The sequence below is a fragment of the Salimicrobium jeotgali genome (assembly GCF_001685435.2).
Lineage (GTDB): Bacteria > Bacillota > Bacilli > Bacillales > Halobacillaceae > Salimicrobium > Salimicrobium album.
In genome coordinates this window covers 2,467,690-2,493,762 of the sequence record NZ_CP011361.2, presented here as the reverse complement: position 1 = coordinate 2,493,762, position 26,073 = coordinate 2,467,690, and the positions used below count along the sequence as shown (strand labels likewise).

The following is a 26,073-nucleotide window of genomic DNA, read 5'->3' as shown; positions in this document are numbered from 1 at the left end:
TCTGGAGGAAACATCATGACAAAAATCCTGTATTTTATCATTATCGTTACATTCATGGATACATTCGTACAGCTGCCGATCATCTCTCCTTTTGCTGTGGAGCTTGGAGCCGGGGAAGTAATGGCCGGTCTAATTGTAGGAATCTACTCCTTCTCCAACATGTTCGGGAATATTATTGGAGGATACGGTGTGGATCGCCTCGGTCGGAAGAGGGTACTTCTGTTTGCGATGTTTTTCGTGTTCTTCCTTCTTCTCGGCTATCCGCTCGTGACGACAGACGGGCAGCTGCTTGCCCTTCGCTTCGTCCACGGCCTGTTCGGAGGGATTCTCATCCCGGCATCTTTTGCCATAGTGGGGGACCTTACCCGGCGGAGGAACGGAGAGGCTTCGATGGCTTACACGGGGGCAGCTATCGGAATTGCCGCCATTGCAGGCCCGGCGATCGGAGGGATTGTAGCAGCCCGTTCGGAAATCTACTACGTGTTTCTTTTTGTGGCGGCACTTTTTCTGATCGCTTTTTTCCTCGGCTGGAAGTTTGTTCCCGTAACCCTGCCCGAAGAGAAAAAAGAAAGCAGTGCCCGGGAAGGATTCGGAGCACTTCTGAAAAATAAAACGTTATGGCAGGCGTCAGGCGCCGCCTTCGCTCTTATGGTAAGTAACGGGACACTCGCTTTTGCGCTTCCGTTTCAAGTGGAGAGTTTCGGTTTTCCTTCCTCTCTCGCCGGGGTGTTCTTAAGTGTTTTCGGAATTACGGCTCTCGTTATTTTTATAACTCCTCTGAACCGGGTATACCGGGTATATTCCCCGCTTCTTCTGGCAGCGGGAGGTCTCGGCATCATCGGAGTGGCGCTGGTCGTTCTTTCGTTTACCCGCAGTGCCGTCTGGACCGTCGTGCTGATGGTTATGTACGGTATCGGCTTCGCTTTTCTTTTTCCGTCGATGAACGAGATGATCGCCCGTTCTTCCGAAGATTCGGAAAGAGGAAAAGCGTACGGTATCTTTTACGCCTTCTTCTCGCTCGGAGTAGTGGCGGGGTCTTCCGGAGCAGGGATATTGGAGAAATGGACCGGAGTACCATTTCTGATAAGCGGCAGTTTCATGATTGCAGTCGGAGTGGCGCTGGTAGTCAGCGGGAAGGCTCCCCGCCGCTCTTTCTGATTTTTTGAAAGAAAGCCCCGGAAGATATAAGCAAATTACTTAGAAAGCGTTTCACATATGTTATACTACGACTAGTGATTATAAAAGGATGGTGAACGACTTGGTAACAGAGGAAAGAATAAGAGAAATTCTGGAATCCATCGAGGATCCGTTTTTACATAAAACGTTCAAGGAAACAGAAGGAATACAGGAAATCAAGGTGAAGGAAGAGAAGGAACACGTCAGTGTAAAACTTCTTATCGCCAAGACGAATACCGCTGAGCAGATGGAACTGCAGCAAAGTATCGTCAATAAAATCAAGGGTGAGGGAGCCGCGACAGTCGGTCTTCGTTTCGATCAGCTCCCGGAAGAGACGCTTGAGAAGTTCCAGCCTGCAGCAGAGCAGGAAAAGGAAGCGAACCTTCTTGGTCAGACAGGGACTAAGTTTCTTACGATCGCAAGCGGGAAAGGCGGCGTAGGTAAATCCACGGTAACAGTGAACCTGGCGATTGCACTGGCCCGTCTCGGTAAAAAAGTCGGTATCATCGATGCAGACATCTATGGCTTCAGTGTACCGGACATGATGGGCGTGGAAAAACGCCCGGTCGTACGTGGAGAGAAGATCATTCCGGTGGAACGCTTTGATGTGAAACTCGTATCCATGGGCTTCTTCGTGGAAGATAACTCTCCTATTATCTGGCGTGGCCCGATGCTCGGTAAAATGCTTACAAGTTTCTTCAAGGAAGTGGAGTGGGGCGATCTCGACTATCTCCTTCTCGACCTGCCGCCGGGAACAGGAGACGTGGCACTGGATGTGCACTCCATGCTGCCTACTTCAAAAGAAATAATTGTAACGACGCCTCACCCGACAGCTGCTTTCGTCGCAGCCCGTGCCGGTCAGATGGCTATTCAGACCGAGCATGAAATCCTGGGAATTATCGAAAATATGGCTTATTTCGAAAGTAAAGAGACCGGGAATAAAGAGTTCGTCTTTGGGCGTGGCGGCGGCGTGAAGCTTGCCGAGCAGCTTAAGACAGGCGTTCTCGGCCATATTCCGCTGCAGCAGCCGTACGAAGAAGAGGATGTTTTTGCACCTTCCGTTTATCAGGAAGATCATCCGACCGGGCTCATCTACCGGAATATTGCTGCTAAAGTTATAGACAGCTACGAAGATTAAAGATACAGTTCAAAGCGTAAAGCCGGAAGACATTCCCGGCTTTACGCTTTCTTTTTATGAAGGAAGGATCGTAATTTTGAACATTTTGTGCCAGTAACCAAAAATCTTCCGCTTCGTGATAGAATACTTGAAGGTATGAAACAACAGTTTAGGGGGCAGCAATGTGAATTCTCGCAAATGGGTTCGGATGTTTATGACAACGCTGGCACTCGGAGGTACAGTAGTCCTTATAGCCAGCTTCTTTTTTCGGGCGGATGCTTATATGGAAGCACTGGATCCACTTCAAATAGGGGAACTGTTCGGTGTGCTCATCTTTTTCCTCGGGTACGGTCTGATATTCAGTGTAATCAGTCAAATGGGTTTTTTCGCATACTTAATGATCAATCAGTTTGCTACCGGTATGTTTCGCGGGTTCTGGCGGCCGCTGCAGGCATTTTTAATTATTTTCACTCTGTTCGACCTTGTATATTTTCGTTACCTGGCTTCGGATGACGGGAGTATCTGGGGATATCTCGCTACGGCGATCGGCCTCCTCGTGGCGTCCTATCTGGTAGCAAAAAGGAAAGTATATGAAACGAATAAAACTGCTTTCCTTCCGGCAATGTTTTTTATGACAGTCATTACGACGGTGGAGTGGCTGCCGGGACTTTATCTTGATGACAGTGCCTATACATGGCTGATGATTATCGGGCTTTTTATATGTAACTCTTATCAGCTTCTGTTGCTGCATCGCTTGGTCGGAACCGCAAAAGAGGCGTAACGTCTCTTTTGCGGTTTTTTCTCATCCTTGCCGGGAGGGAAGCCTTCCATCGAAGGCTGGTGAGAAGAAATCAACAAAAAATATTACAAAGGTATTGCGTTTTGAAATGGAACTGTGCTATATTATTAAACGTTGTCGGGAAAGAAGAAGACAACACAATAGAAAAACGACTGAATCTAAAAAAAGTGTTGACTTCATCAAGTCAGGCTGATATATTAGGTTTTGTCGCAAAAAAGACATCGATCTTTGAAAACTGAACAATGTTTTATGCCATACGTCAATTTTTTGAACGAATTATGATTGAGCTAATCAATCTCTTTTATGGAGAGTTTGATCCTGGCTCAGGACGAACGCTGGCGGCGTGCCTAATACATGCAAGTCGAGCGCGGGAAGCGAGCTGAATCCCTTCGGGGCGGACGCTCGTGGAACGAGCGGCGGACGGGTGAGTAACACGTGGGCAACCTGCCTGTAAGACCGGAATAACCCCGGGAAACCGGGGCTAATGCCGGATAACCCAACGGTTCTCCTGAACCGATGGTAAAAGGATGGCTTCTTGCTATCGCTTACAGATGGGCCCGCGGCGCATTAGCTGGTTGGTGAGGTAACGGCTCACCAAGGCGACGATGCGTAGCCGACCTGAGAGGGTGATCGGCCACACTGGGACTGAGACACGGCCCAGACTCCTACGGGAGGCAGCAGTAGGGAATCTTCCGCAATGGACGAAAGTCTGACGGAGCAACGCCGCGTGAATGATGAAGGTCTTCGGATCGTAAAATTCTGTTGTGAGGGAAGAACAAGGACCGTGCGAACAGAACGGTCCCTTGACGGTACCTCACGAGGAAGCCCCGGCTAACTACGTGCCAGCAGCCGCGGTAATACGTAGGGGGCAAGCGTTGTCCGGAATTATTGGGCGTAAAGGGCACGCAGGCGGTTCCTTAAGTCTGATGTGAAAGCCCGTGGCTCAACCACGGATGGCCATTGGAAACTGGGGAACTTGAGAACTGAAGAGGAGAGTGGAATTCCACGTGTAGCGGTGAAATGCGTAGATATGTGGAGGAACACCAGTGGCGAAGGCGACTCTCTGGTCGGTTTCTGACGCTGAGGTGCGAAAGCGTGGGTAGCAAACAGGATTAGATACCCTGGTAGTCCACGCCGTAAACGCTGAGTGCTAGGTGTTAGGGGGCTTCCACCCCTTAGTGCTGAAGTTAACGCATTAAGCACTCCGCCTGGGGAGTACGGCCGCAAGGCTGAAACTCAAAGGAATTGACGGGGGCCCGCACAAGCGGTGGAGCATGTGGTTTAATTCGAAGCAACGCGAAGAACCTTACCAGGTCTTGACATCCTTGGCTACTTCCAGAGATGGAAGGTTCCCTTCGGGGACCAAGTGACAGGTGGTGCATGGTTGTCGTCAGCTCGTGTCGTGAGATGTTGGGTTAAGTCCCGCAACGAGCGCAACCCCTAATCTTAGTTGCCAGCATTCAGTTGGGCACTCTAAGGTGACTGCCGGTGACAAACCGGAGGAAGGCGGGGATGACGTCAAATCATCATGCCCCTTATGACCTGGGCTACACACGTGCTACAATGGATGGGACAAACGGAAGCGAACCCGCGAGGGGTAGCCAATCCGAGAAACCCATTCTCAGTTCGGATTGCAGGCTGCAACTCGCCTGCATGAAGCCGGAATCGCTAGTAATCGCAGATCAGCATGCTGCGGTGAATACGTTCCCGGGCCTTGTACACACCGCCCGTCACACCACGAGAGTTGGCAACACCCGAAGCCGGTGAGGTAACCTTTACAGGAGCCAGCCGTCGAAGGTGGGGCCAATGATTGGGGTGAAGTCGTAACAAGGTAGCCGTATCGGAAGGTGCGGCTGGATCACCTCCTTTCTAAGGATAGGAACGGATCTTTCCCCTTACGGGAAGGATCCGCACGAACCGGGCGCTCTCAGGGAGCGCTCCGGCGTATGGCTAAAACATGTTCAGTTTTGAAGGATTGATACTTTCTTATTGAAATGATCTTTTTCTTTTTGTAAAATCTAAGGTATGGGCCTGTAGCTCAGTCGGTCAGAGCGCACGCCTGATAAGCGTGAGGTCGGTGGTTCAAGTCCACTCAGGCCCACCATTCCTTATATAACCCACAATGCGGGGCCTTAGCTCAGCTGGGAGAGCGCCTGCTTTGCACGCAGGAGGTCAGCGGTTCGATCCCGCTAGGCTCCACCAAATATTTTCTATTGAACCTTGAAAACTGGATAAGAAACAATAGATGATTTAACTTCGATTGTTTAAATCGAGGGTATTTCTATCTAGACCAACATCGATCTTTATTTTAGAATGAAGCGTCTTTTCACTAGTATAGTGAAGAAATGAAGGGCGCACGGTGGATGCCTTGGTACCAGGAGCCGATGAAGGACGGGACAAACACCGAAATGCTTCGGGGAGCCGTAAGTAGGCGTTGATCCGAAGATGTCCGAATGGGGGAACCCACTGTCCGTTATGGGACAGTACCGATCACTGAATACATAGGTGATCGGAGGTAGACCCGGGGAACTGAAACATCTCAGTACCCGGAGGAGAGGAAAGCAAATGCGATTTCCCGAGTAGCGGCGAGCGAAACGGAACCAGCCCAAACCAGAGAGCTTGCTCTCTGGGGTTGTAGGACACTCCCTTGGAGTTACCAAGAGGGAGGATAGGCGAATCGGACTGGAACGTCCAGCCATAGCAGGTAACAGCCCTGTAGCCGACATCCTCCCTCCTCCGGAGTGGATCCTGAGTACGGCGAAACACGAGAAATTTCGTCGGAATCCGGGAGGACCATCTCCCAAGGCTAAATACTCCCTGGTAACCGATAGTGAACCAGTACCGTGAGGGAAAGGTGAAAAGCACCCCGGAAGGGGAGTGAAAGAGAACCTGAAACCGTGTGCCTACAAGTAGTCGGAGCCCGTTAATGGGTGACGGCGTACCTTTTGTAGAATGGACCGGCGAGTTACGATCGGCTGCAAGGTTAAGCACCGTAGGTGTGGAGCCGCAGCGAAAGCGAGTCTGAACAGGGCGTCTCGAGTAGACGGTCGTAGACCCGAAACCGTGTGATCTACCCATCTCCAGGGTGAAGGTCAGGTAATACTGACTGGAGGCCCGAACCCACGTAAGTTGAAAATTACGGGGATGAGGGGTGGGTAGGGGTGAAATGCCAATCGAACACGGAGATAGCTGGTTCTCTCCGAAATAGCTTTAGGGCTAGCCTTCGGCCAGGAGTCCTGGAGGTAGAGCACTGATTGGATGAGGGGCCCCTACCGGGTTACCGAGTTCAGTCAAACTCCGAATGCCAGCGACTCGCGTCGAGGAGTCAGACCATGGGTGAGAAGGTTCATGGTCAAGAGGGGAACAGCCCAGACCGTCAGCTAAGGTCCCTAAGTGTGTGTTAAGTGGAAAAGGATGTGGCGTTGCTTAGACAACCAGGATGTTAGCTTAGAAGCAGCTATCATTGAAAGAGTGCGTAATAGCTCACTGGTCGAGTGACGCTGCGCCGAAAATGTACCGGGGCTAAACACACCACCGAAGCTACGGATTTGCATCGATGATGCAAGTGGTAGGAGAGCGTTCCAGGAGCTGTGAAGTCAGACCGTGAGGACTGGTGGAGCGACTGGAAGTGAGAATGCCGGTATAAGTAGCGAAAAAAGAGTGAGAATCTCTTTCACCGTAAGCCTAAGGGTTCCTGAGGAAGGCTCGTCCACTCAGGGTTAGTCGGGACCTAAGCCGAGGCCGAAAGGCGTAGGCGATGGACAACAGGTGGAGATTCCTGTACCACCCGCCTCCGTTCGAGCGAACGGGGGGACGCAGGAGGATAGGGAGAGCGCACCATTGGATGTGTGCGTCCAAGCTGTGAGCGCGTCGGATAGGCAAATCCGTCCGGCAAGTGCAAGCAGTGATGGGGAGAGAACATGAGTATCGAAGCTCCTGATTTCACACTGCCAAGAAAAGCCTCTAGCGAGGATGGCGGGTGCCCGTACCGCAAACCAACACAGGTAGGCGAGGAGAGTATCCTAAGGTGATCGGGAGAACTCTCGTTAAGGAACTCGGCAAAATGACCCCGTAACTTCGGGAGAAGGGGTGCTCCTCTGCCGAGGAGCCGCAGTGAAGAGGCCCAAGCGACTGTTTACCAAAAACACAGGTCTCTGCGAAACCGTAAGGTGAAGTATAGGGGCTGACACCTGCCCGGTGCTGGAAGGTTAAGGGGATGCGTTAGCGTAAGCGAAGCGTTGAACCGAAGCCCCAGTAAACGGCGGCCGTAACTATAACGGTCCTAAGGTAGCGAAATTCCTTGTCGGGTAAGTTCCGACCCGCACGAAAGGTGCAACGACTTGGGCACTGTCTCAACGAGAGACCCGGTGAAATTATACGATGCGTGAAGATGCGCATTACCCGCGACAGGACGGAAAGACCCCGTGGAGCTTTACTGTAGCCTGATATTGAATGTTGGTATCGCTTGTACAGGATAGGTGGGAGCCATCGAAACCGGAGCGCAAGCTTCGGTGGAGGCGCCCGTGGGATACCACCCTGGCGGTACGGACATTCTAACCCAGGACCGTGATCCGGTCCGGAGACAGTGTCAGGTGGGCAGTTTGACTGGGGCGGTCGCCTCCCAAAAAGTAACGGAGGCGCTCAAAGGTTCCCTCAGAATGGTTGGAAATCATTCGCAGCGTGTAAAGGCACAAGGGAGCTTGACTGCGAGACCTACAAGTCGAGCAGGGACGAAAGTCGGACTTAGTGATCCGGCGGTACCGCATGGAAGGGCCGTCGCTCAACGGATAAAAGCTACCCCGGGGATAACAGGCTTATCTCCCCCAAGAGTCCACATCGACGGGGAGGTTTGGCACCTCGATGTCGGCTCATCGCATCCTGGGGCTGTAGTCGGTCCCAAGGGTTGGGCTGTTCGCCCATTAAAGCGGTACGCGAGCTGGGTTCAGAACGTCGTGAGACAGTTCGGTCCCTATCCGTCGTGGGCGTTGGAAATTTGAAAGGAGCTGTCCTTAGTACGAGAGGACCGGGATGGACACACCGCTGGTGTACCAGTTGTTCCGCCAGGAGCATTGCTGGGTAGCTACGTGTGGACGGGATAAGTGCTGAAAGCATCTAAGCATGAAGCCCCCCTTGAGATGAGATTTCCCTTTGTAGAGATGCCTCTGAGACGAAGAGGTTGATAGGTCCGGTGTGGAAGCGTGGCGACACGTGCAGCAGACGGATACTAATCCATCGAGATCTTCTCTATACGTTGGTCGTATGTTTCTTATCCAGTTTTGAAGGTTCATTCCTTCCTAGATGTGGTGGCACTAGCGAAGAGGTCACACCTGTTCCCATGCCGAACACAGAAGTTAAGTTCTTCCGCGCCGATGGTAGTCGGGGTTACCCCCCGCAAGAGTAGGGCGCTGCCACATCGTTTTTTTTAATCAGCGCGGGGTGGAGCAGTCTGGCAGCTCGTCGGGCTCATAACCCGGAGGTCGCAGGTTCAAATCCTGCCCCCGCAACCAATATTCCACCGTAGCTCAGTGGTAGAGCAATCGGCTGTTAACCGATTTGTCGTAGGTTCGAATCCTACCGGTGGAGCCAAATTGCTTCCATAGCTCAGTGGTAGAGCACTTCCATGGTAAGGAAGGGGTCGCCGGTTCAAATCCGGCTGGAAGCTCTCGCAAACGAAACCAGGCCCGTTGGTCAAGTGGTTAAGACACCGCCCTTTCACGGCGGTAACACGGGTTCGAATCCCGTACGGGTCACCACTATTTCACTGGAGGATTAGCTCAGCTGGGAGAGCACTTGCCTTACAAGCAAGGGGTCGCAGGTTCGAGCCCTGCATCCTCCACCATAGTCGGCCGGCCTAGCTCAATTGGTAGAGCAACTGATTTGTAATCAGTAGGTTGGGGGTTCAAGTCCTCTGGCCGGCACCAGCAGAGTCCTTTATTACGGAGGGATAGCGAAGTTGGCCAAACGCGGCGGACTGTAAATCCGCTCCCATCGGGTTCGCAGGTTCGAGTCCTGCTCCCTCCACTTTTTTATGTTTCCATTTGTGAAGCTTTATGATTACAGAATTGTTGGGCTATGGCCAAGCGGTAAGGCAACGGTTTTTGGTACCGTCATGCGCTGGTTCGAATCCAGCTAGCCCAGCCTTTTTTTATTTTTTCATTAACGAATTTTCTATTGTTACGAGCCATTAGCTCAGCTGGTAGAGCATCTGACTTTTAATCAGAGGGTCGGAGGTTCGAGCCCTCCATGGCTCACTGCTTCATTGCGGGAGTAGTTCAGCGGTAGAACACCACCTTGCCAAGGTGGGGGTCGCGGGTTCGAATCCCGTCTCCCGCTCCATCGGGGCCTTAGCTCAGCTGGGAGAGCGCCTGCTTTGCACGCAGGAGGTCAGCGGTTCGATCCCGCTAGGCTCCATTACATTTTCACTTTTTATAAAAGAATAGATAAATAAAAGGAGTTTCTCGCGGAGAAACTCCTTTTTTGTATGAGCTATATGAACATTCTATCGGCTACTCCGTCGAGCCATTCGCCGAGATCTTCCAGTCGGAAAGGTTTCAACAGATAATCTTCGGCTTCCTCTCTCAGTGCTTCTTCCACTCTTTCCGTTTCCTCTTCTCCGGTCATAATCATAACCGCTACATTCCGGAAATCGTATTTCGTTTTGAGAAAAGGCAGTGTATCGATACCGATAGAACTTGCCAGCAGCAGTACATAATCCTCTTCCGGATGATACCAGTCTTCCTCGAGAAATTGTTGTCGGGTATGGAAAGTGATGACCCGTACCGGTTTATCGCTGATAAAAGAGCGAGTGGAGAAAAAGTCTTCCAGCTGCTGTCGCACGCTCGGATCATTTTCGACGATGAGTAGTGTGATCGTCTCTGCATCAAAGGCAGAAACCGGCATGTGAGTATGGGAAACAGTACGGTTTCTGCCGGTCCTTTTGGCATAATACAAAGCTTTATCTGCCCGTTCGAGGATGCTTTCTCCTCCGGGGGCATCCGAAAACTGCGCGATTCCTGCCGAAAAATGGACGTGAAACTGTTCGTCCCCTGAAGTGAATGTAATGGAGGAAAAGCGATTTCTCCATTCTTCCACTCTTGCATCCGCCTCCTGCGCAGAAGCACCCGGGAAGATCACAACAAATTCTTCCCCTCCATAACGGCTGATCGTCTCTCCTGATGTTTTCATCTGCTCAAATACTTTCACAAACGTCTCCAGAACCTGATCCCCCGTGTGGTGGCCGTATGTGTCATTGACTTTTTTAAAATGATCGAGATCCACCATGGCCGCAGAAAAGGTGTACCCGTTTTCCTTATGGAAGAGAGCCGACTGCTCCTTCAGTTTTTTCTCTAAAAACTTTCGATTGAAAGCGCCGGTCAGTTCGTCCTGCAGAATATGGGCAAGAATCTGTTCCCGCGAGGCAAGACGATTTTTCAGAAATGGAAGCAATACATCGGTTCTGACCGGCTTTCCGATGAAATCAGTCGCCCCCAGATTAAAGGAGAGGGCCCTGTGTTCATTTGAATTGTGCGCACTGACCATGATGACAGGGGTGGATTCATTATGGGCCTTCTCAACGATTTGATTCAGCAGAGCCACCCCGTCTGTACCCGGCAGTATGTAATCAATCAGCACAAGGTCAGGGTGAAAATCATAAAATAATTCGAGACCTTTTTTTCCGGTAAGCGATGCAAGAACCTGGTATCCATGCTGCTCCAGGAAATCTTTCATAAAAGTGATGAACTCTATATCATCGTCAATGATAAGCAGCAGCGGTAACTTCGTGTCGGGAGACCGGTCCCCCGTTGTACGGAGTGGTGAAGTGAGCAGAGGGAATTCCGTCTGTATCTGTCGCAGCAACGGTCTCCATTCTGATTTTTCCTATCTCTTCGTGCCGGTTCGGTCAAGGAAGAGAAGAAACTTCTCCGTAAGCTGTTCCGCCTCCGTAAATTCCATGACTTGAAGCTGCTCTCTCGTCTGCTTCAGAAAGTCGGCCAGGTCGTATTCCACGACAAAGGGGCGGGCCTGCCAGTCTGTTATCTTATTTTCAATCCCTTCCTATAGTAACTGTGAGGCTGTTTTCATAGGGCACGACCTTTCCTGCAAGTAGCTGTTCGTTCTATTGGTTATACCTACCATTATAATAGACGGAACGTTATTTTGAAACCGGAAGGAAACGCATGTTTATGCACAAAAATGTGCAGTTGAGTCATTGTGTGAATTTTAGCTACAATAGAAAGCAGCCCTATGAAGGAGGAATTGTACTATGAACAGGAAGTTGTCGATCATTGGTGTACCTATGGATCTCGGTCAAAATCGCCGGGGTGTGGACATGGGCCCGAGTGCCATCCGCTATGCGGGAGTAATTGAAAGACTGGAACAGTTGAAATATGATATAGAAGACCTCGGAGACCTGGTCATTTCCAAACCTTCCGAAGAAACGGAGGAAACAAGTGAGAAAGAGAATCTCCGTAATCTTAAAGAGGTCAGAGAGGGCAACGTCGCGCTCGCGCAAAAGGTGGATGACGTCGTTCAGGAAGGACGGTTCCCTCTTGTGCTCGGAGGCGACCACAGCATTGCCATGGGGACACTTGCCGGTATCTCGAAACATTACGGGAACCTCGGCGTGATCTGGTATGATGCCCATACGGATTTGAACAGCGGAGAAACTTCTCCTTCCGGTAATATTCACGGGATGCCGCTGGCTGCAAGTATAGGGATAGGCAATGAAAGTCTTACAGATATCCACGGGTATCAGCCTAAACTGAAACCTGAAAACATCGTTGTTATCGGTGCACGTTCCGTGGACGAAGGGGAACGGGAATTGATCAGGGAGAAAGGCATTAAAGTGTTCAGCATGCATGAAGTGGACCGTCTCGGTATGTCGCAGGTGATGCAGGATGCTCTTGATTATCTGGAAAGCCGCAAAGTGGACGGCGTACACTTGAGCCTCGACCTCGACAGCCTGGATCCGGAAGAAGCACCTGGAGTAGGAACACCGGTCATGGGCGGCTTCAGTTACCGGGAAAGTCATCTGGCGATGGAGATGCTGCATGACTCGGAAAGAATCACTTCGGCAGAATTCGTGGAAGTGAACCCGATCCTCGATGAAAAAAATAAAACGGCTTCCATGGCGGTGGGGCTTATGGGTTCCCTGCTCGGTGAGAAGCTGACATAAAGTTTCTGATACAACAGCCTGCATCCCCAGGATGCAGGCTGTTATAATGAATAAGCGGCACCTGCCCCCGTTTAAAAAATAATATGATGAAACCTTCCGGACGAGTTATTCGTACATATAAGAACCGCAGTGAAAGCGGAGGTATAGTGAGATGGAAACTTTCATAGCAGAAAGAATCAAAGAAGTGAAAAAAGGTAACGTACAGGCGTTTGAGGACGTTGTCTCGTTTTATCAAAACAAAGTGTATTTCGTATGCTTCCGTATGATCGGCAACAGCCAGGAAGCGGAGGATTTGGCTCAGGAAGCGTTTATACGGGCCTACACCAACATCGAAAGCTTTGATGAAAAACGAAAGTTCTCTACGTGGCTGTACCGGATTGCGACGAATTTGACGATTGACCGGATCAGAAAGAAAAAACCCGATTATCACCTCGACGCTGATATAAAAGGGACAGACGGTCTGAGTATGCATGACCAGTTGGCGACGGATGAGGCTTTGCCGGAGGAACAGGTGGAGAACCTTGAGCTGCGGGGATATATACAGAGAGAAATAACCGCTCTCCCTCCGATATACCGAAGTGTTATTGTTTTACGGTTTCTCGAAGAATTATCCCTTCAGGAAATAGCTGAAGTACTTGATATGCCGGTTGGAACGGTGAAAACGAGAATTCACCGCGGCAGAGAAATTTTACGTAAAAAGCTTCGGAATGTGTAAGGGGTGAAAATAGATGAAGTGTGATAACGACATGATATACTTGATGCATAAATATCTGGATGAGTCGCTGACAGAAGAGGAGCAGAGGATCCTCGGGAACCATCTGCAGCGATGTGAGGAATGTCAGGAACATTTTCATGAACTGAAAAGAGCGGATACGCTGGCTTCAGATAAGACGGGAGTCACTGCCTCTTCATCCTTCACGAACAGGGTGATGAGTGAGCTGCCGCGTAACCGGAAGCGTACTACGTGGATCCAGTGGTTCCGCCACCATCCTCTCGTTTCGGCAGCAGCCGTCTTTATGCTGCTTATGGCCAGCGGAATCTTTTCTGCCTGGAACCAGGAAGATCAGGTTACGGTTTCCAAGCAGGAAGGTGTGGTCATCGAAGAAGGAACGGTAGTCGTTCCGGAAGATATTACGGTGGAAGGCGATCTGGTGGTACGGAACGGAGATCTGAAGGTCCAGGGACGTGTCGACGGAGATGTAACACTGATAAACGGCCAGCTGATAGAAGGAGACACTTCCAGGGAAGCCACGGAAGGCGAAGAACTCCAGGCTTACGTGAGTGGAGAGCTGAATTACGTGAACCAGGTATTCGAATGGATGTGGTACCACGTAAGAAACTTTGCAGAAGAAGTTTTTTCCATGGGAGAGGAATCACCGGAATAACACCCCGGTGATTCTTTTCTTTTGAAATGGCAAATATGATATAATTAAAAAAGTTTCTGAGATCGATATTCATACAGAAGGAAGTGTCGGCATGTTTGGTGAGGCTCATACGTTATTCGATTATATCGTAATCGCCATCGACATAGCCCTGGTCTGGTTCATCATATATAAGCTGATTATGCTTATTCAAGGAACGAAAGCTGTTCAACTGTTAAAAGGTGTGTTTCTCATCCTTGGAATTTGGCTGCTCAGTAACCTGTTTGGACTTACGACATTACGGGAGCTTATGTCGCAGGCGATCGCCTGGGGTTTTCTTGCTATTATCATATTGTTCCAACCTGAACTCAGGCGGGCGCTGGAACAGTTGGGACGAGGAAGTTTCTTCAGCAGAAGCTCGGCGGAGGAGGAAAACACAGAACGTTCCGTCGAAGCAATACTTAAGTCATGCAACTATATGGCAAAACGTCGTATCGGGGCACTGATTACCATTGAAAGAGAAACAGGTATGGGAGATTACGTGGAAACCGGTATCCCGGTGCACGGAGAACTGACGAACGAACTGCTTACAAATATCTTCATACCGAACACTCCGCTTCATGACGGGGCGGTCATACTGAAGAGCAATAAAATTGTGGCGGCCGCCTGTTATTTGCCGCTATCGGAAAGCCCCTTTATCTCCAAGGAACTTGGTACCAGACACCGTGCGGCGATGGGGATCAGCGAGGTGACCGATGCCCTGACCATTATTGTGTCCGAAGAAACCGGGAATATGTCCTGTACGGTCAACGGAGAACTGCAGCGGAATCTGGATGAGGAATCTCTTAGAAAAGTACTGCACTCCGCTCTTGATGTGACCTCGAAGACCCCTGCAAATAAATCGTGGAACTGGAGGGGGAAGAAGAATGGATAAATGGTTACGCAGCACGTGGTTTATAAGAATTCTTTCCCTGTTCCTCGCCATCCTCATGTGGGCTTCCGTGAGTGAAGAGAGCACGGAGGGGACAGACCCGAATTTTCTGAACGGAAGTTCTACGGATAAAGAAATGGCGGAAAACGTGCCGGTGGATATTAAGCTTGAGGACGAGGAACTTGTAGTGACCGGCGTACCGCAGGTCGCCGACGTTATGCTTGAAGGTCCTACGAGTCAGGTCGCTCCGGCTGCCCGTCAGCAGAATTTTTCCCTTTACGTGGAATTGAACGGTCTCGGCGCAGGCGTTCATGAGGTGCGTATCCAGCACTCCGGAATTTCGAATCAGGTGCAGGTAAACGTGGAACCCAAAACCGTCGAAGTGACGATAGAACGCCGGATGAGCGAGACACATAATATAAGTGCGGATTTTATAAATGAAAGCCAGATGGGAAGTGAATTCGAAGTAGGGGAAGCTGATATCAACCCTTCCACTGTGGAAGTGACGGGAGCGGCTTCTGTCCTCTCGGAGGTGGCGGTCGTGAAATCGATCGTTAACCTGGCAGGTGTGGACACTTCGATAGAGAAGAGAGAGACACCCGTTAAAGTATATGATGAGGAAGGGAACGAACTGAATGTGATTGTGGAACCGGCTTCGGTGACTGTCGACGTTCCTGTATCCCGCAGTAAAAAAGAAGTACCTGTAGCCTTTCGGGCTGAAGGAGAGGTGAAAGACGGTGTGAAGGTGGATAAAATCACCTCATCTGTCGAGAAGGCGACTATTTACGGGCCGAAAGAGGTTCTTGATGATATCAATCAGGTAAGTGGAAGTATTGTTGATACAGAGGGTCTCGATGAAACCACCAGTAAGGATGTGGAATTGGAAGTTCCAAACGGCGTGGTCTCCATCGAACCCGAGACAGTGGAAGTAAAAATCGAAATTACAAACGAGTAGGAAGCGAGGGACAGAGTCATGGGCAAATATTTTGGCACAGACGGGGTGCGAGGAGTCGCAAACAAGGAATTGACCCCGGAATTTGCATTCAAATTGGGAAGGTTTGGCGGTTATGCGCTTACGAAAGGGCAGGAGAAACCGAAAGTACTGATCGGGAGAGATACCCGGATATCCGGAGAGATGTTCGAAGGAGCTCTTGCCGCCGGTCTGCTCTCCATCGGAGCAGAAGTTATGCGTCTCGGAGTCATCTCCACACCTGGGGTCGCTTATTTGACGAAAGCTATGCAGGCGGAAGCGGGAATCATGATTTCGGCTTCCCATAATCCGGTGGAAGATAATGGCATCAAGTTTTTCGGTTCGGACGGCTTTAAACTTTCGGATAAACAGGAAGAAGAGATTGAAGCATTGATTGATGCGGAGGAAGATGAACTGCCACGTCCATCCGGCAGCGACCTCGGTCAGATCAATGACTATTTCGAAGGGGTCCAGAAGTATATGCAGCATATGAAGAAGACGGTGGATCACGACTTTGACGGCTTGCACATCGCTATCGACTGTGCGAACGGGGCCACGTCCTCCATCGCTTCCCATCTGTTTGCGGACCTGGAAGCGGAGATCTCCTCTATAGGTTCCACCCCGGACGGGCTGAACATCAACGAAGGCTGTGGGTCTACCAGTCCGGAAGCACTTCAGGAACTGGTGAAGGAGAAGAAAGCAGATATCGGACTCGCCTTTGACGGAGACGGAGATCGTCTGATTGCGGTAGATGAGAAAGGGCAGCTCGTGGATGGCGACCGCATCATGTATATTTGTGCGAAATTCATGAATGAACAGATGATGCTCAACAAATCCACCGTCGTTTCGACCGTAATGAGCAATCTCGGGTTCTACAAGGCACTCGAAAAAGTAGGGATCAAGAGTGACAAGACGGCCGTCGGCGACCGTTACGTTATGGAAGAGATGCGCAAAGGCGACTATAATTTAGGCGGGGAGCAGTCCGGCCATATTATTTTCCTCGACCATAATACTACAGGGGACGGCATCCTTTCCGCTCTGCAGCTGGTAAACGTGGTCCGGGACACCGGCAAGCCACTTTCGGTCCTGGCCCAGGAAATGAAGAAATTCCCTCAGGTCCTTAAGAACGTTAGAGTGACAGATAAAAAAGCGGTCTTTACAAACGACCGGATCCAGGAAAAAATTGCGGAAGTGGAAAACGAAATGGGCGACAGTGGACGTGTTCTCGTCCGTCCTTCCGGCACCGAGCCGCTCGTCCGTATTATGGCTGAGGCTCCTGCGGAAGAGGAATGTGAAGCCTACGTGAAGAGAGTAGTCGAAGTAGTCGAAGAGGAGCTCGGAATGTAAGGATAGTATTTAGAGAAGCAGCGTGGACGGAAACAACGTCCGCGCTGCTTTTTTTAGGCTGGAACGCCGGGTTGCATTACTTTCGCACTGCTTTTGCTTGCCTGAGGGGGAAGTATAACTGTTTCATCTTTATATCCGGCGTCAAGAGTGACGGTCCGGGGTAACGATTGCGGGAGAATCGTTACCTCCGGAGCCCTCATCCGTTTCTCACCGGCACGTAACGCCCTAGTCGTAACTTCTGCGCTTTTACGTAAAAAAGATTGACGTTTCATTTTATCCTCGAGTAGAATAAGAGTGTTGCACTTATATGTTTAATTGAGGAAAAAATGGTTAAATGAACAAGGTGCCTATTCATTATAGAAGAGAAAGGAGCAGTGAGGGGTAATTAATGTAAAGCGCCAGGACTGCAGATCAGGACGTTTTTATCTGCAGTTGACGAGGTGGAGGTTCATCGAGATCATTCGGCGGATACCTCCCGGTTGCCGACATTTCAACCGACTGTTTCTGTGCTAAACCGTAGAGGCGACTCTTCGTCCAACGCGCAGGGACAAAATGTTCAAAAATAACAGGGAAAGGGGCAGTCTCGCCCCTGGTGGTGGTGACTGCTCCTTATTAGAGGAGGACATCACAATGTGTGGTATTGTAGGATATATTGGTAAGGATGACACGAAGGACATTTTGCTCGAAGGTCTTCAGAAATTGGAATATCGCGGGTATGACTCGGCAGGTATCGCCACGTTATCGGGTGAAGAGCTGCACGTTTTTAAAGTAAAGGGCAGAATTGCCGCTTTGCGTGAAGAAGTGGACCCGAACGTGAAAGCGTCTCTCGGTATAGGCCACACACGCTGGGCGACGCACGGAGCGCCGAGCAAAGAGAATGCCCACCCTCACCAGAGCGACTCCGGACGCTTCACTATCGTTCATAATGGTGTGATTGAGAACTATAACCAGATCCGTAAAGAGTACCTCGGAGACGTTGAGCTGAAGAGTGAAACAGATACAGAAATCATCGTACAGCTGATTGAACTGCTTCATCGTAAGACTGACAATACGAAAGAAGCGTTCCGTCAGGCGGTTGAACTTCTGAGCGGTTCCTACGCCCTGGCTCTTATCGATAGCCGGGACGAAGATACGATTTACGTCGCAAAAAACAAGAGCCCGCTTCTCGTAGGCCTGGGCGACGGTTTCAACATGGTCGTCAGTGACTCCATGGCCGGTCTTCAGGCTACAAACGAATTCATGGAACTTATGGATAAGGAAATTGTGATCGTGAAACGGGAAGACGTGACTGTTGAGAAACTTGACGGCACAGAGGTCGAAAGAGAATCCTTCACCGCAGAAATCGATTCGATGGATATCGAAAAAGGAACGTACCCTCACTTTATGCTGAAAGAAGTCGACGAACAGCCGTTTGTCATCCGTAAAATCATTCAGGAGTATCAGGATGAAGACGACCGCATCAAGCTTGATCCGGAAGTGCGCGAAGCAATGAAAGAATGCGACCGTATTTATATAATTGCTGCAGGAACGAGCTATCACGCCGGCCTTGTAGGCAAGCAGTTCCTGGAGAAGATATCCGGCATTCCGACGGAGGTCCACGTAGCGAGTGAATTCTCCTACAACATGCCGCTTCTGTCCGAGAAACCGCTTTTCGTCTTCATCTCCCAGAGCGGAGAGACGGCGGACAGTCGTTCTGTGCTCGTTCAGACGAAGAAACTAGGTCATCCGGCACTGACGCTTACGAACGTTCCGGGCTCCACCCTTTCCCGTGAAGCGGATTACACGCTTCATCTGCATGCGGGGCCTGAGATCGCTGTAGCGTCCACGAAAGCATATACGGCTCAAATAGCCGTCCTTGCCATCCTTGCGGTTGACACTGCCCGTGCCAAAGGTATCGAGCTTGAATTCGATCCTATGCAGGAGCTCGGCATTGCAGCGAACGCTATGGAAGCATTGACAGACCAGAAAGAAGAACTTGAGAATCTGACTCGGGAATACCTCTCCACAACACGCAACTGCTTCTTCATCGGACGCAGTATCGATCATTACGTCGGTGTGGAAGGTGCTCTTAAGCTGAAAGAGATCTCCTACATTCAGGCGGAAGGCTTCGCCGGGGGAGAACTGAAGCACGGAACGATTGCTTTGATCGAAGAAGGGACTCCGGTGATCGCCCTTGCGACTCAGGAAAGCGTCAGTCCGTCGATCCGCGGCAACGTGCAGGAAGTAGAGGCCCGCGGGGCGAACACTCTCACAATCAGTATGAAAGGTATCGAGGAAGAAGGCGACGAATTCGCTATTCCGAAGGTACACGATCTGCTGACTCCGCTTGCTACCGTGATTCCGCTGCAGTTGATCGCTTATTATGCAGCTCTTCACCGTGACTGTGACGTAGACAAACCGAGAAACCTTGCGAAGAGTGTAACAGTAGAATAATAGACAAACCCCCGCTATTTTCCGAGGAGAATAGCGGGGGTTTTATATAGGCAGTCAATATCTTATGAAGACTTTTCCTCATAAAAAAAAGAAGGTGCGCACGCGTCGATGACGAATTATAAAGAAAAGCAGGAAAAAGGAGGAAGTTATCATGAGAGAAGTAGTTATCGTGGAAGCTCTGCGGACAGCTGTCGGAAAAAGGAAAGGGAGTCTCGGCAATATTCGGGCGGACGAACTGGCGGCCAGGACACTTGAAGGGCTGATGGAGCGGTCCGGAGTACTGCCGGAGGAAGTGGACGACGTCATACTGGGAGCCGTCACACAGACCGGAGAACAGGCGGGGAATGTGGCGAGAAATGCGAGTCTGATGGCAGGGTTTCCCGTTACCGTACCCGGAGTCACCATCGACCGCCAGTGCGGATCCAGTCAGCAGGCGGTTCATTTCGCCTCGCAGGCTATTATGAGCGGGGATATGGATGTCGTCATCGCCGGAGGCGTAGAAAGTATGACCCGGGAACCGATGTTTTCCAATTACCGGGATGTCGCTCCCAGTCCCATGCTGACGGATAGATATGAAATAGTGAATCAGGGAATCTCGGCAGAAAAAATTGCTGCGAAATGGGGTTTTTCAAGAAACGACCTGGATTCCTTCGCTGCCGCGAGTCACGAACGGGCGCTTCTGGCCCAGGAGAACGGGAGATTCGATAAAGAGATCCTTCCTCTGGAGCTGGAAGATGGAGCTGTATTCAACAGAGATGAAGGGCCGCGGGAAGGTTCCACCACGGAAGTGCTGAACGGGCTTTCTCCCGTTTTTACCGAAGACGGGGTAATAACAGCGGGGAATGCCAGTCAGATGAGCGACGGAGCCTCCGCTGTACTTCTTATGTCCCGGGAGAAGGCGGAAGAGCTTGGGTTGAAACCGAGAGCAAGGATTATAGCAAGAAGCGTTGCAGGATCTGACCCGACACTGATGCTTACAGGCCCTATCCCGGCTACGGAGAAAGTACTGAAAAAGGCAGGGATGACGATCGGAGATATGGATACGTATGAAGTGAATGAAGCTTTCGCTTCCGTGCCGCTGGCCTGGCTGGAGGATACGAAAGCCGATCCCGGAAGGCTGAACGAAGACGGAGGGGCTATCGCTCTCGGGCATCCGCTCGGGGCTACGGGTACGAAACTTATGACGACGCTGCTGCACCGCCTGGAACGGACGGGAGGCAGATACGGATTACTTGCTATATGTGAAGGCGGGGGAACAGCGAACGCCACTATTATCGAACGCCTATAACGTTTTCTATTGCATAAACACTTAAAATGACTTACAATCACTTATAAATGCTTAAAGGTGATGCTATGTATCAGGAAGAACGGCTGGAAGGAATTATAGTAATGATCCGTGAACAGGGGAGAGTCCGCCTGGAAGAAATATGTTCTTCTTTCCAGGTGTCCCGGGATACTGCCCGAAGAGATCTTGTAAAACTGGCGGAGCGCGGAGAGGTCACCCGAATGCACGGGGGAGCCATCCTCCCGAAATCCGGGAAGGAACGCATGGATTATACAGCCAGACTTCAGAAGTTCAGTGCAGAAAAGAAAAAAATCGCCCGGGCTGCCGCCTCCCTCATCCGGGAAGGGGACTCGATCATTTTTGATACGTCTACGACTGTGCAGGCCATTTCCGCCTTCATTGACGTCCTCCGGTTCGCAGCTGTCACCAACTCCATTTATGCAGCGGAGCTTCTGGCCGAAACGAACGCCGATATCAATCTTCTGGGTGGTCAGTTGAATAAAGAACAGCGGTTTCTTTACGGTCCTTCGGTACTTGCAAAACTGGAAGAATTTTATGCGGATAAGCTGTTTGTCGGGACGTTCGGGATTTCTGAAGAAGGTCTGTCCAGTTATCATGAGGAAGATGGTTACGTGAAGAAAATGATGATGAAACGAGCGGACGAAGTGATTGTAGTAGCTGATCATTCCAAACTGGAAAAACGGGGGTTTTACACGTTCTCATCCCTCGAAGGAGTGGATAAGGTTCTTACAGACAGGGAGCCTTCTTCTTTCATGAAGGACGTGTTTGATGAATATAACGTGGAGTGGATAGTCGCCACGTGAGCGGGTCCGGCCGGCGTAACCTTTTCTGGGGCGTAACGGCCGGTCTTTTTTTGTATAGATGAAAGTGAATGTGTTATTGTGTAGCAAAGTCAAGGGAGGTTTCAATAATGAATGAACAGGAATGGATTCTTTCTCAAAATAAGGATAAGCGTGTCATAGAACCCTTGAGAGCCGTATATTATGAACGTGCTCAAATAGTGGAAGCAGTGCAGGGCAGGAGTATGTACTATCTGTTTTTCTACAAAGAACAGTATGTAACAGCCGTTCAGGCAAAAAAGATAAAATACAATTCGTTCATCGGTCGTGCTTTCCGTCACGGTCTGGTATGCGAAGCTCCGCACCCGCTGATCGATCATTTGAACATCAGTGGCCGTTTTCCGGCCTCCACGTATAATTCACTGCTCCAGCACCTCTCCGGTAAGTATACGAATCAGGAGCAGGCGTATATCCTTACTTTTCTGGAATCCTTCCTTCCGAAAAAGAAACTTCTCCAGGAAATCAAAACTCTTTTTTATGAAGTCCGCCGTCAGGGAAAAATGTTCCATTCCTATCGGATTATACGGCTGCTGATGGATTTCGCTCCCCGCCATCGCTTCGTAAAAGAACTCTCCCATGATCTTCAGTTTCAGAAATTCGAAGAAATCTACGATCTCCCCGCGGAACAGCTGTGGGAAAAAGATCCTTTGTATGCTGAAAAATACCTCTTCCATAATCGTGATGAATCTTTACTGTCCATGTTGCCAAGTGAAACCCCACTCGAAATTACAGCTTTTCGCCTTCTCCTGAGGCAGGAAAAACCCATCGTACCGGGCAAATATGAATTCAAGTTGGAATCTGATTTCTCTCCGGGAGAGCGGCTCCGTATACTCGAGCATGCTCTGGAACTTTCGCCGGAGGACGGGGAAGTGAAACAGCTGCTTTTTTCAGGGTACTTAGCGGCCCAAAGGCTGAATGATGCGTTTCTGCTGACGGGGAGACAGGAGATGGCTTTAGGCATTCGGGAACGCGGGATGGTGGAAGACGTACTCCTTTCAGAAAAAACGGGTCTGACCTCCCTTTCGGCGTGGGGGAGCTTTCTCCAGGAAATTTTAAAACATGATACGAAAGAGGAAATTCCCCTGCTCAAAGCTCTTATCCGCAACACTCTTCCTCATTACTCGCCCGGGGAAATCAGAGACATACTCGACAGTAGGGCGGAGGCCGAAGCGGAGGAACTGAAAGAAAAGTTATCCTTTATGGAAATGTGGGAGGAAGACCTCGACCGTATGGAAGAACTAGGAGCTTTGTATTACGAATTCGACTGGAAGGAAAAAGCGCTGGAATGCTTTCAGTACGCTTCCGAAATGTCTCCGGAAAAAATCGGGCCGGTCCAGTGGCTGGCTAAAATTTATAAAGAACTGGGAAAAGAGAAAGAGGCGGCCTCCTACCGGGAATTGGAGAAGCAGATTCGGAAACTTTCCTTGTGAGAAGAAAAAAAATGGTGTATAATAAACATATATTTTGAAAATTCAGTTATTTCAAGTTTCCAAAAGGAGAGGAGTTAAAACAATGGCGAATGACACACGTCCCCCGGCATCTTCCTCCACTGGTCTTGAAGAGAACATCGGCGGTCTCCTGACGTATCTACTCGGGTTCATTACTGGAATCATTTTTCTGCTTATCGAGAAAGAAAGTTCCTTTATCCGCTTCCATGCCATGCAGTCGACTATCGTTTTCGGGGGTATTTTCATCCTCGGACTTGTCGTCGGAATGATCCCTCTCATCGGCTGGCTTATCAGTCTTCTGATTTCACCCGTTTCTCTGGTTTTGTGGGTTTTCCTGATGTACAAAGCCTATAACAAAGAACGTTATCATCTCCCGGTAGTCGGGGATATGGCGGAAGGTCAGGTTAAAAAGATAAAGTAATCATTTCGGACTAATACAAAAACGCGTTTTCCAAAGTGTGCCTTTCGGAAAACGCGTTTGTTTTTTTGCCTGCATTTCAAAACATGATATAAGAAGCTGCAAAGTACAGAATAATAGTTACGGCAGAAGGTATGGCGTAGGCCCCGACACGCTTAACGGCTGTACGTTGCAGCGCGAAGATGGTAAGGGCGATCATTACAAGACCAAGCAGGGCAACAGTAATGTTAGAAGGATCGGCAACGTTCAGAATAGCTTCTTTTCTGTAGAAAATGTCGGTGATGACAAGCAGCTGAAGATTGAAAAGGTTACTGCCAAGAATCGACCCTATGGCGAGCGAGTAGTTCATAATTCGGAAAGCAGCCAGCACAGTCACCAGTTCAGGAAGTGACGTGGAAGCGGCGATCAGAAAGCTCCCGACGAAACTTGCGTTCATTCCGGTTTCCTTGGCAATCAGATCCCCATAGACAGCGAGAGCACTACCTGCCACAAAAACGACCAGAGCCGCTATGATGAAGCGGGTCACTCCCTGCTTCAAGGTAATGGGAGAGGTCGGCTCGTCCGCCTCTTCTTCCGGGTTCCCCGATGTCTTCATTACAACAATGTAGATGGCGACGAGCAGATACATTTCGATACCCACGTTGAACAGTTCCGGTGCATCCCGCCACAGAAGTGCGGCAGAAATGAGAGCCGTCATCACAAGACCCGTATACGCGACGGGGAGATGGGTGCTCTGCTCTACGGTATTGAAAACCTTCCGTTTCCGATAAATAAAATCGAAAATCATGAGGATGAGGACGTTGAACACGTTACTCCCGAGCATATTTCCGACGGCTATGTCGGCATTATCGATGTATACGGCAGTCAGACTGGTGGTCAGTTCAGGCAGAGAAGTGGCCCCGCCTATAAGCAGGGTACCCACCATAGCCCCGCTCCACGTGGATTTCTGGGAGATGACGTCTCCGTATTTGTTTAATTGAATCGCTGCAAAAATGACGACTATCGCAGCCGCAGTGAATATGACGAAATTCATGTTGACCCTCCTGCATTGTAGAAATAACTATTCCTAACTATAGCGAAGGGGAAAAGGAGCGTCAATTTATTAGGGAGCGGAAAAGAGCCGATTTCGTGAAAAATAAAACGAGGGTTACGGGGGAGAGGCTCTTCCCGGGGATTCAAATTTCCAGAAACGGGTATATTATAAAGAAAGAGCCTGCAGGAGGTGGTGACATGGAGTACGAGTTCATGACGACGGAATGTGCCCTTCCCTGTTTAGTGGTGTCGGATGAGGATAACGGCAGGTATATGATTCAGAATTTCGATCGAAGCGGTGAAGTTTTCAATTCAAAAGAAGAGCTTGTGAAATGGATGGAGACTTTTTGGAGCCCTGATTTGATGCTTGAACCAGAAAGATATGACGAGGTCTTACAGGAAATCAAAGAAAGAGTACTCCCTGTCTGATGAACGGGGGTACGCTTTTTTCTGCTTGTATGTCTAATCTGCCTCGATCCGGAAATTTTACCCGGAAGTTTCCGCTTTTCATTGTGTCCAGCTGCACCACCCAGAAGTCCACGGTCCAAGCCGTAGTTTCTTTTTCAGGAAAGGACACCTGAAAAGCGAACCTCCGGCTTAGCCCGGAACTTCTAACCGGGTGGGTCCGCTTTTCATGATCCAGCTGCAGCGTCCAGACATTCACGTCCCAAGCAGCTCGGATCAGTGAAAGGAAAGATCACCTTTCACGTGACCGGTCTGCTTGTGCCCTCATTTCTGAACGGACGCTTCCGCTTTTCATGATCCAGCTCCGCCATTCAGAAGTCCGTAAGATAAGCTGGCCCTCCTGTTTCGGGATAGAGCACCCGAAGCCCGGAGTACCTGCTTATCTTAGAACTTCTAAGCGAACGGCTCCGCTTTTCTTTTAATAATGCCGGGATTTGTACAGAGATATCGCTTCACTTCGGGTTTTTACTTTAAGTTTTTTGTACAGGGAGCTTATATAGTTTCGTACGGTTCCTTCCGACAAATAAAGGGTTTCGGCGATTTCTTTATTTTTCATTCCTTCGGCTACACACGCAAGAACCTCATCTTCAGCTTCGGAGAGAGAGGAGAAAATATTATTGTGTTTAATGATCAGGGAACGGCGGAGGCCCGCTGCGGATTCGGCAGGGAAAATGAGCTTTCCTTTAGCACAGCCTTTTACGGTCAAAATGATGTTCTCGGCTTCCTTGTTTTTCAATAAAAAACCGTTCGCACCCTTTTTGAAAGCTTCAATAGCTAAATGATCGTCGTGGTAGGAGGAGAGGATGACGAAACTTGAACCGATTCCCTCCGCTATAGCCTTTTGCATAACTTTCAAGCCATTCATACCGGGCATATCCCAGTCGATAAGGGCAACATCGGGAGCATATTGTTTCAATTGTTCCAGTGCTTCCGCTCCATCTTTCGCCACGGCCGTAACCTCCATATCTTTATCCGTAGACAAAATCGTGTGGAAACCATCGCGAATGACAGCATGATCGTCAGCAACCAGTATGCGAATCGGTTTCATACATACCTCTCCCTTTACTTTCTTTTTAGGTTTCAAGTGGAGCATGATAAAGTTCATTATGTCCTTGGCGGGACTTCACGGAAGAAAGGAAAGTATTTTCATTTAATTGTCACAATTTTTGTAATACCTAGTCATATTCTACCCTAAATAGGTTATATTTACTAGAAAAAACCATTATAATAAATACACTGAACGGAAGACTTGTGGG

Annotated in this window: 19 protein-coding genes, 13 tRNA genes and 3 rRNA genes; 31 read left to right on the top strand and 4 right to left on the bottom strand. The window is 49.8% G+C overall.

The features are described 5' to 3' along the window. Window positions 1–15 precede the first annotated feature (15 nt). The 19 genes from AAV35_RS12580 (at window position 16) to AAV35_RS12485 (ending at window position 9,503) form a co-directional block, all read left to right on the top strand. Window positions 16–1,158, top strand: a complete 1,143-nt coding sequence (locus AAV35_RS12580; RefSeq protein WP_008592762.1) for an MFS transporter — start codon at window positions 16–18, stop codon at window positions 1,156–1,158. A gap of 100 nt (window positions 1,159–1,258) precedes the next feature. Beyond that, window positions 1,259–2,314, top strand: a complete 1,056-nt coding sequence (locus AAV35_RS12575; protein ID WP_008592764.1) for an Mrp/NBP35 family ATP-binding protein — start codon at window positions 1,259–1,261, stop codon at window positions 2,312–2,314. A gap of 163 nt (window positions 2,315–2,477) precedes the next feature. After that, window positions 2,478–3,074: a KinB-signaling pathway activation protein gene (locus AAV35_RS12570; protein WP_008592766.1), complete on the top strand. Its 597-nt coding sequence runs from the start codon at window positions 2,478–2,480 to the stop codon at window positions 3,072–3,074. A 318-nt stretch (window positions 3,075–3,392) separates the two neighbouring features. Then, a 16S ribosomal RNA gene (locus AAV35_RS12560) occupies window positions 3,393–4,961 on the top strand. 158 nt (window positions 4,962–5,119) lie between these two features. Further along, window positions 5,120–5,196 (top strand) — tRNA-Ile (locus tag AAV35_RS12555). Window positions 5,197–5,218: 22 nt separating this feature from the next. After that, a tRNA-Ala gene (locus AAV35_RS12550) sits at window positions 5,219–5,294 on the top strand. Between the two features lie 134 nt (window positions 5,295–5,428). Next, window positions 5,429–8,340 (top strand): 23S ribosomal RNA (locus AAV35_RS12545). 51 nt (window positions 8,341–8,391) lie between these two features. Then, a 5S ribosomal RNA gene (gene rrf, locus AAV35_RS12540) occupies window positions 8,392–8,506 on the top strand. The 16S, 23S and 5S rRNA genes sit together here with 13 tRNA genes alongside, the layout of an rRNA operon. 16 nt (window positions 8,507–8,522) lie before the next feature. Continuing rightward, a tRNA-Met gene (locus AAV35_RS12535) sits at window positions 8,523–8,599 on the top strand. A gap of 4 nt (window positions 8,600–8,603) precedes the next feature. After that, window positions 8,604–8,678: transfer RNA gene (locus AAV35_RS12530), tRNA-Asn, on the top strand. A 4-nt stretch (window positions 8,679–8,682) separates the two neighbouring features. Further along, window positions 8,683–8,754: transfer RNA gene (locus AAV35_RS12525), tRNA-Thr, on the top strand. Between the two features lie 16 nt (window positions 8,755–8,770). Beyond that, window positions 8,771–8,845 (top strand) — tRNA-Glu (locus AAV35_RS12520). A 10-nt stretch (window positions 8,846–8,855) separates the two neighbouring features. Next, window positions 8,856–8,931: transfer RNA gene (locus tag AAV35_RS12515), tRNA-Val, on the top strand. A gap of 6 nt (window positions 8,932–8,937) precedes the next feature. Then, window positions 8,938–9,013 (top strand) — tRNA-Thr (locus AAV35_RS12510). A gap of 17 nt (window positions 9,014–9,030) precedes the next feature. After that, window positions 9,031–9,113, top strand: a tRNA-Tyr gene (locus AAV35_RS12505). 45 nt (window positions 9,114–9,158) lie between these two features. Further along, window positions 9,159–9,230 (top strand) — tRNA-Gln (locus AAV35_RS12500). A gap of 40 nt (window positions 9,231–9,270) precedes the next feature. Continuing rightward, a tRNA-Lys gene (locus AAV35_RS12495) sits at window positions 9,271–9,343 on the top strand. Between the two features lie 10 nt (window positions 9,344–9,353). Next, window positions 9,354–9,428: transfer RNA gene (locus tag AAV35_RS12490), tRNA-Gly, on the top strand. A 2-nt stretch (window positions 9,429–9,430) separates the two neighbouring features. Beyond that, window positions 9,431–9,503, top strand: a tRNA-Ala gene (locus tag AAV35_RS12485). Between the two features lie 75 nt (window positions 9,504–9,578). On the opposite strand, the gene AAV35_RS12480 is transcribed toward AAV35_RS12485, so the two are convergent. Together AAV35_RS12480 and AAV35_RS14640 are read right to left on the bottom strand one after the other, a co-directional pair. Continuing rightward, a complete protein-coding gene (locus tag AAV35_RS12480) occupies window positions 9,579–10,949 on the bottom strand; it encodes a response regulator (protein ID WP_008591100.1) in 1,371 nt (456 codons plus the stop codon). Between the two features lie 21 nt (window positions 10,950–10,970). Further along, window positions 10,971–11,099 carry a hypothetical protein gene (locus AAV35_RS14640; protein ID WP_272947619.1) on the bottom strand — a complete coding sequence of 43 codons (129 nt, stop codon included), beginning with the start codon at window positions 11,097–11,099 and terminating at the stop codon, window positions 10,971–10,973. Between the two features lie 256 nt (window positions 11,100–11,355). Here AAV35_RS14640 and rocF point away from each other — a divergent pair, with 256 nt between their 5' ends. The 11 genes from rocF (at window position 11,356) to AAV35_RS12425 (ending at window position 23,323) form a co-directional block, all read left to right on the top strand. Then, window positions 11,356–12,267, top strand: a complete 912-nt coding sequence (gene rocF / locus AAV35_RS12475; RefSeq protein ID WP_008591103.1) for an arginase — start codon at window positions 11,356–11,358, stop codon at window positions 12,265–12,267. A gap of 151 nt (window positions 12,268–12,418) precedes the next feature. Further along, window positions 12,419–12,982, top strand: coding sequence for an RNA polymerase sigma factor SigW (gene sigW / locus AAV35_RS12470; protein WP_008591105.1), 564 nt, complete (start codon window positions 12,419–12,421; stop codon window positions 12,980–12,982). 13 nt (window positions 12,983–12,995) lie between these two features. Beyond that, the gene (locus tag AAV35_RS12465) at window positions 12,996–13,652 is read left to right on the top strand and encodes a zf-HC2 domain-containing protein (protein ID WP_008591107.1); all 657 of its coding nucleotides are present in this window, start codon (window positions 12,996–12,998) and stop codon (window positions 13,650–13,652) included. A gap of 91 nt (window positions 13,653–13,743) precedes the next feature. Continuing rightward, complete coding sequence (gene cdaA / locus AAV35_RS12460; RefSeq protein ID WP_008591109.1) at window positions 13,744–14,562, top strand: diadenylate cyclase CdaA; 819 nt, start codon at window positions 13,744–13,746, stop codon at window positions 14,560–14,562. Then, window positions 14,555–15,514, top strand: coding sequence for a CdaR family protein (locus AAV35_RS12455; protein WP_008591111.1), 960 nt, complete (start codon window positions 14,555–14,557; stop codon window positions 15,512–15,514). The genes cdaA and AAV35_RS12455 overlap by 8 nt, the downstream gene beginning before the upstream one ends. An 18-nt stretch (window positions 15,515–15,532) precedes the next feature. Then, window positions 15,533–16,876, top strand: coding sequence for a phosphoglucosamine mutase (glmM, locus tag AAV35_RS12450; protein WP_008591113.1), 1,344 nt, complete (start codon window positions 15,533–15,535; stop codon window positions 16,874–16,876). A gap of 630 nt (window positions 16,877–17,506) precedes the next feature. Further along, a complete protein-coding gene (gene glmS, locus AAV35_RS12445) occupies window positions 17,507–19,309 on the top strand; it encodes a glutamine--fructose-6-phosphate transaminase (isomerizing) (RefSeq protein WP_008591117.1) in 1,803 nt (600 codons plus the stop codon). A 151-nt stretch (window positions 19,310–19,460) separates the two neighbouring features. Further along, complete coding sequence (locus AAV35_RS12440) at window positions 19,461–20,597, top strand: thiolase family protein (protein ID WP_008591120.1); 1,137 nt, start codon at window positions 19,461–19,463, stop codon at window positions 20,595–20,597. Between the two features lie 65 nt (window positions 20,598–20,662). Then, a complete protein-coding gene (locus AAV35_RS12435; RefSeq protein WP_008591121.1) occupies window positions 20,663–21,418 on the top strand; it encodes a DeoR/GlpR family DNA-binding transcription regulator in 756 nt (251 codons plus the stop codon). A gap of 107 nt (window positions 21,419–21,525) precedes the next feature. Then, on the top strand, window positions 21,526–22,884 hold the full coding sequence (locus AAV35_RS12430) for a hypothetical protein (RefSeq protein ID WP_008591123.1): 1,359 nt from the start codon (window positions 21,526–21,528) through the stop codon (window positions 22,882–22,884). An 82-nt stretch (window positions 22,885–22,966) separates the two neighbouring features. Then, window positions 22,967–23,323: a DUF4870 domain-containing protein gene (locus tag AAV35_RS12425; protein ID WP_008591125.1), complete on the top strand. Its 357-nt coding sequence runs from the start codon at window positions 22,967–22,969 to the stop codon at window positions 23,321–23,323. Between the two features lie 76 nt (window positions 23,324–23,399). Here the strand turns inward: AAV35_RS12425 and AAV35_RS12420 are convergent, their stop codons facing one another. Continuing rightward, complete coding sequence (locus tag AAV35_RS12420) at window positions 23,400–24,353, bottom strand: sodium:calcium antiporter (RefSeq protein ID WP_008591127.1); 954 nt, start codon at window positions 24,351–24,353, stop codon at window positions 23,400–23,402. Between the two features lie 197 nt (window positions 24,354–24,550). On the opposite strand from AAV35_RS12420, the gene AAV35_RS12415 reads away from it, so the two are divergent. After that, the gene (locus AAV35_RS12415; RefSeq protein WP_040609591.1) at window positions 24,551–24,781 is read left to right on the top strand and encodes a hypothetical protein; all 231 of its coding nucleotides are present in this window, start codon (window positions 24,551–24,553) and stop codon (window positions 24,779–24,781) included. A gap of 454 nt (window positions 24,782–25,235) precedes the next feature. On the opposite strand, the gene AAV35_RS12405 is transcribed toward AAV35_RS12415, so the two are convergent. Then, window positions 25,236–25,865 carry a response regulator gene (locus AAV35_RS12405; protein WP_008591131.1) on the bottom strand — a complete coding sequence of 210 codons (630 nt, stop codon included), beginning with the start codon at window positions 25,863–25,865 and terminating at the stop codon, window positions 25,236–25,238. Window positions 25,866–26,073: the final 208 nt, after the last annotated feature.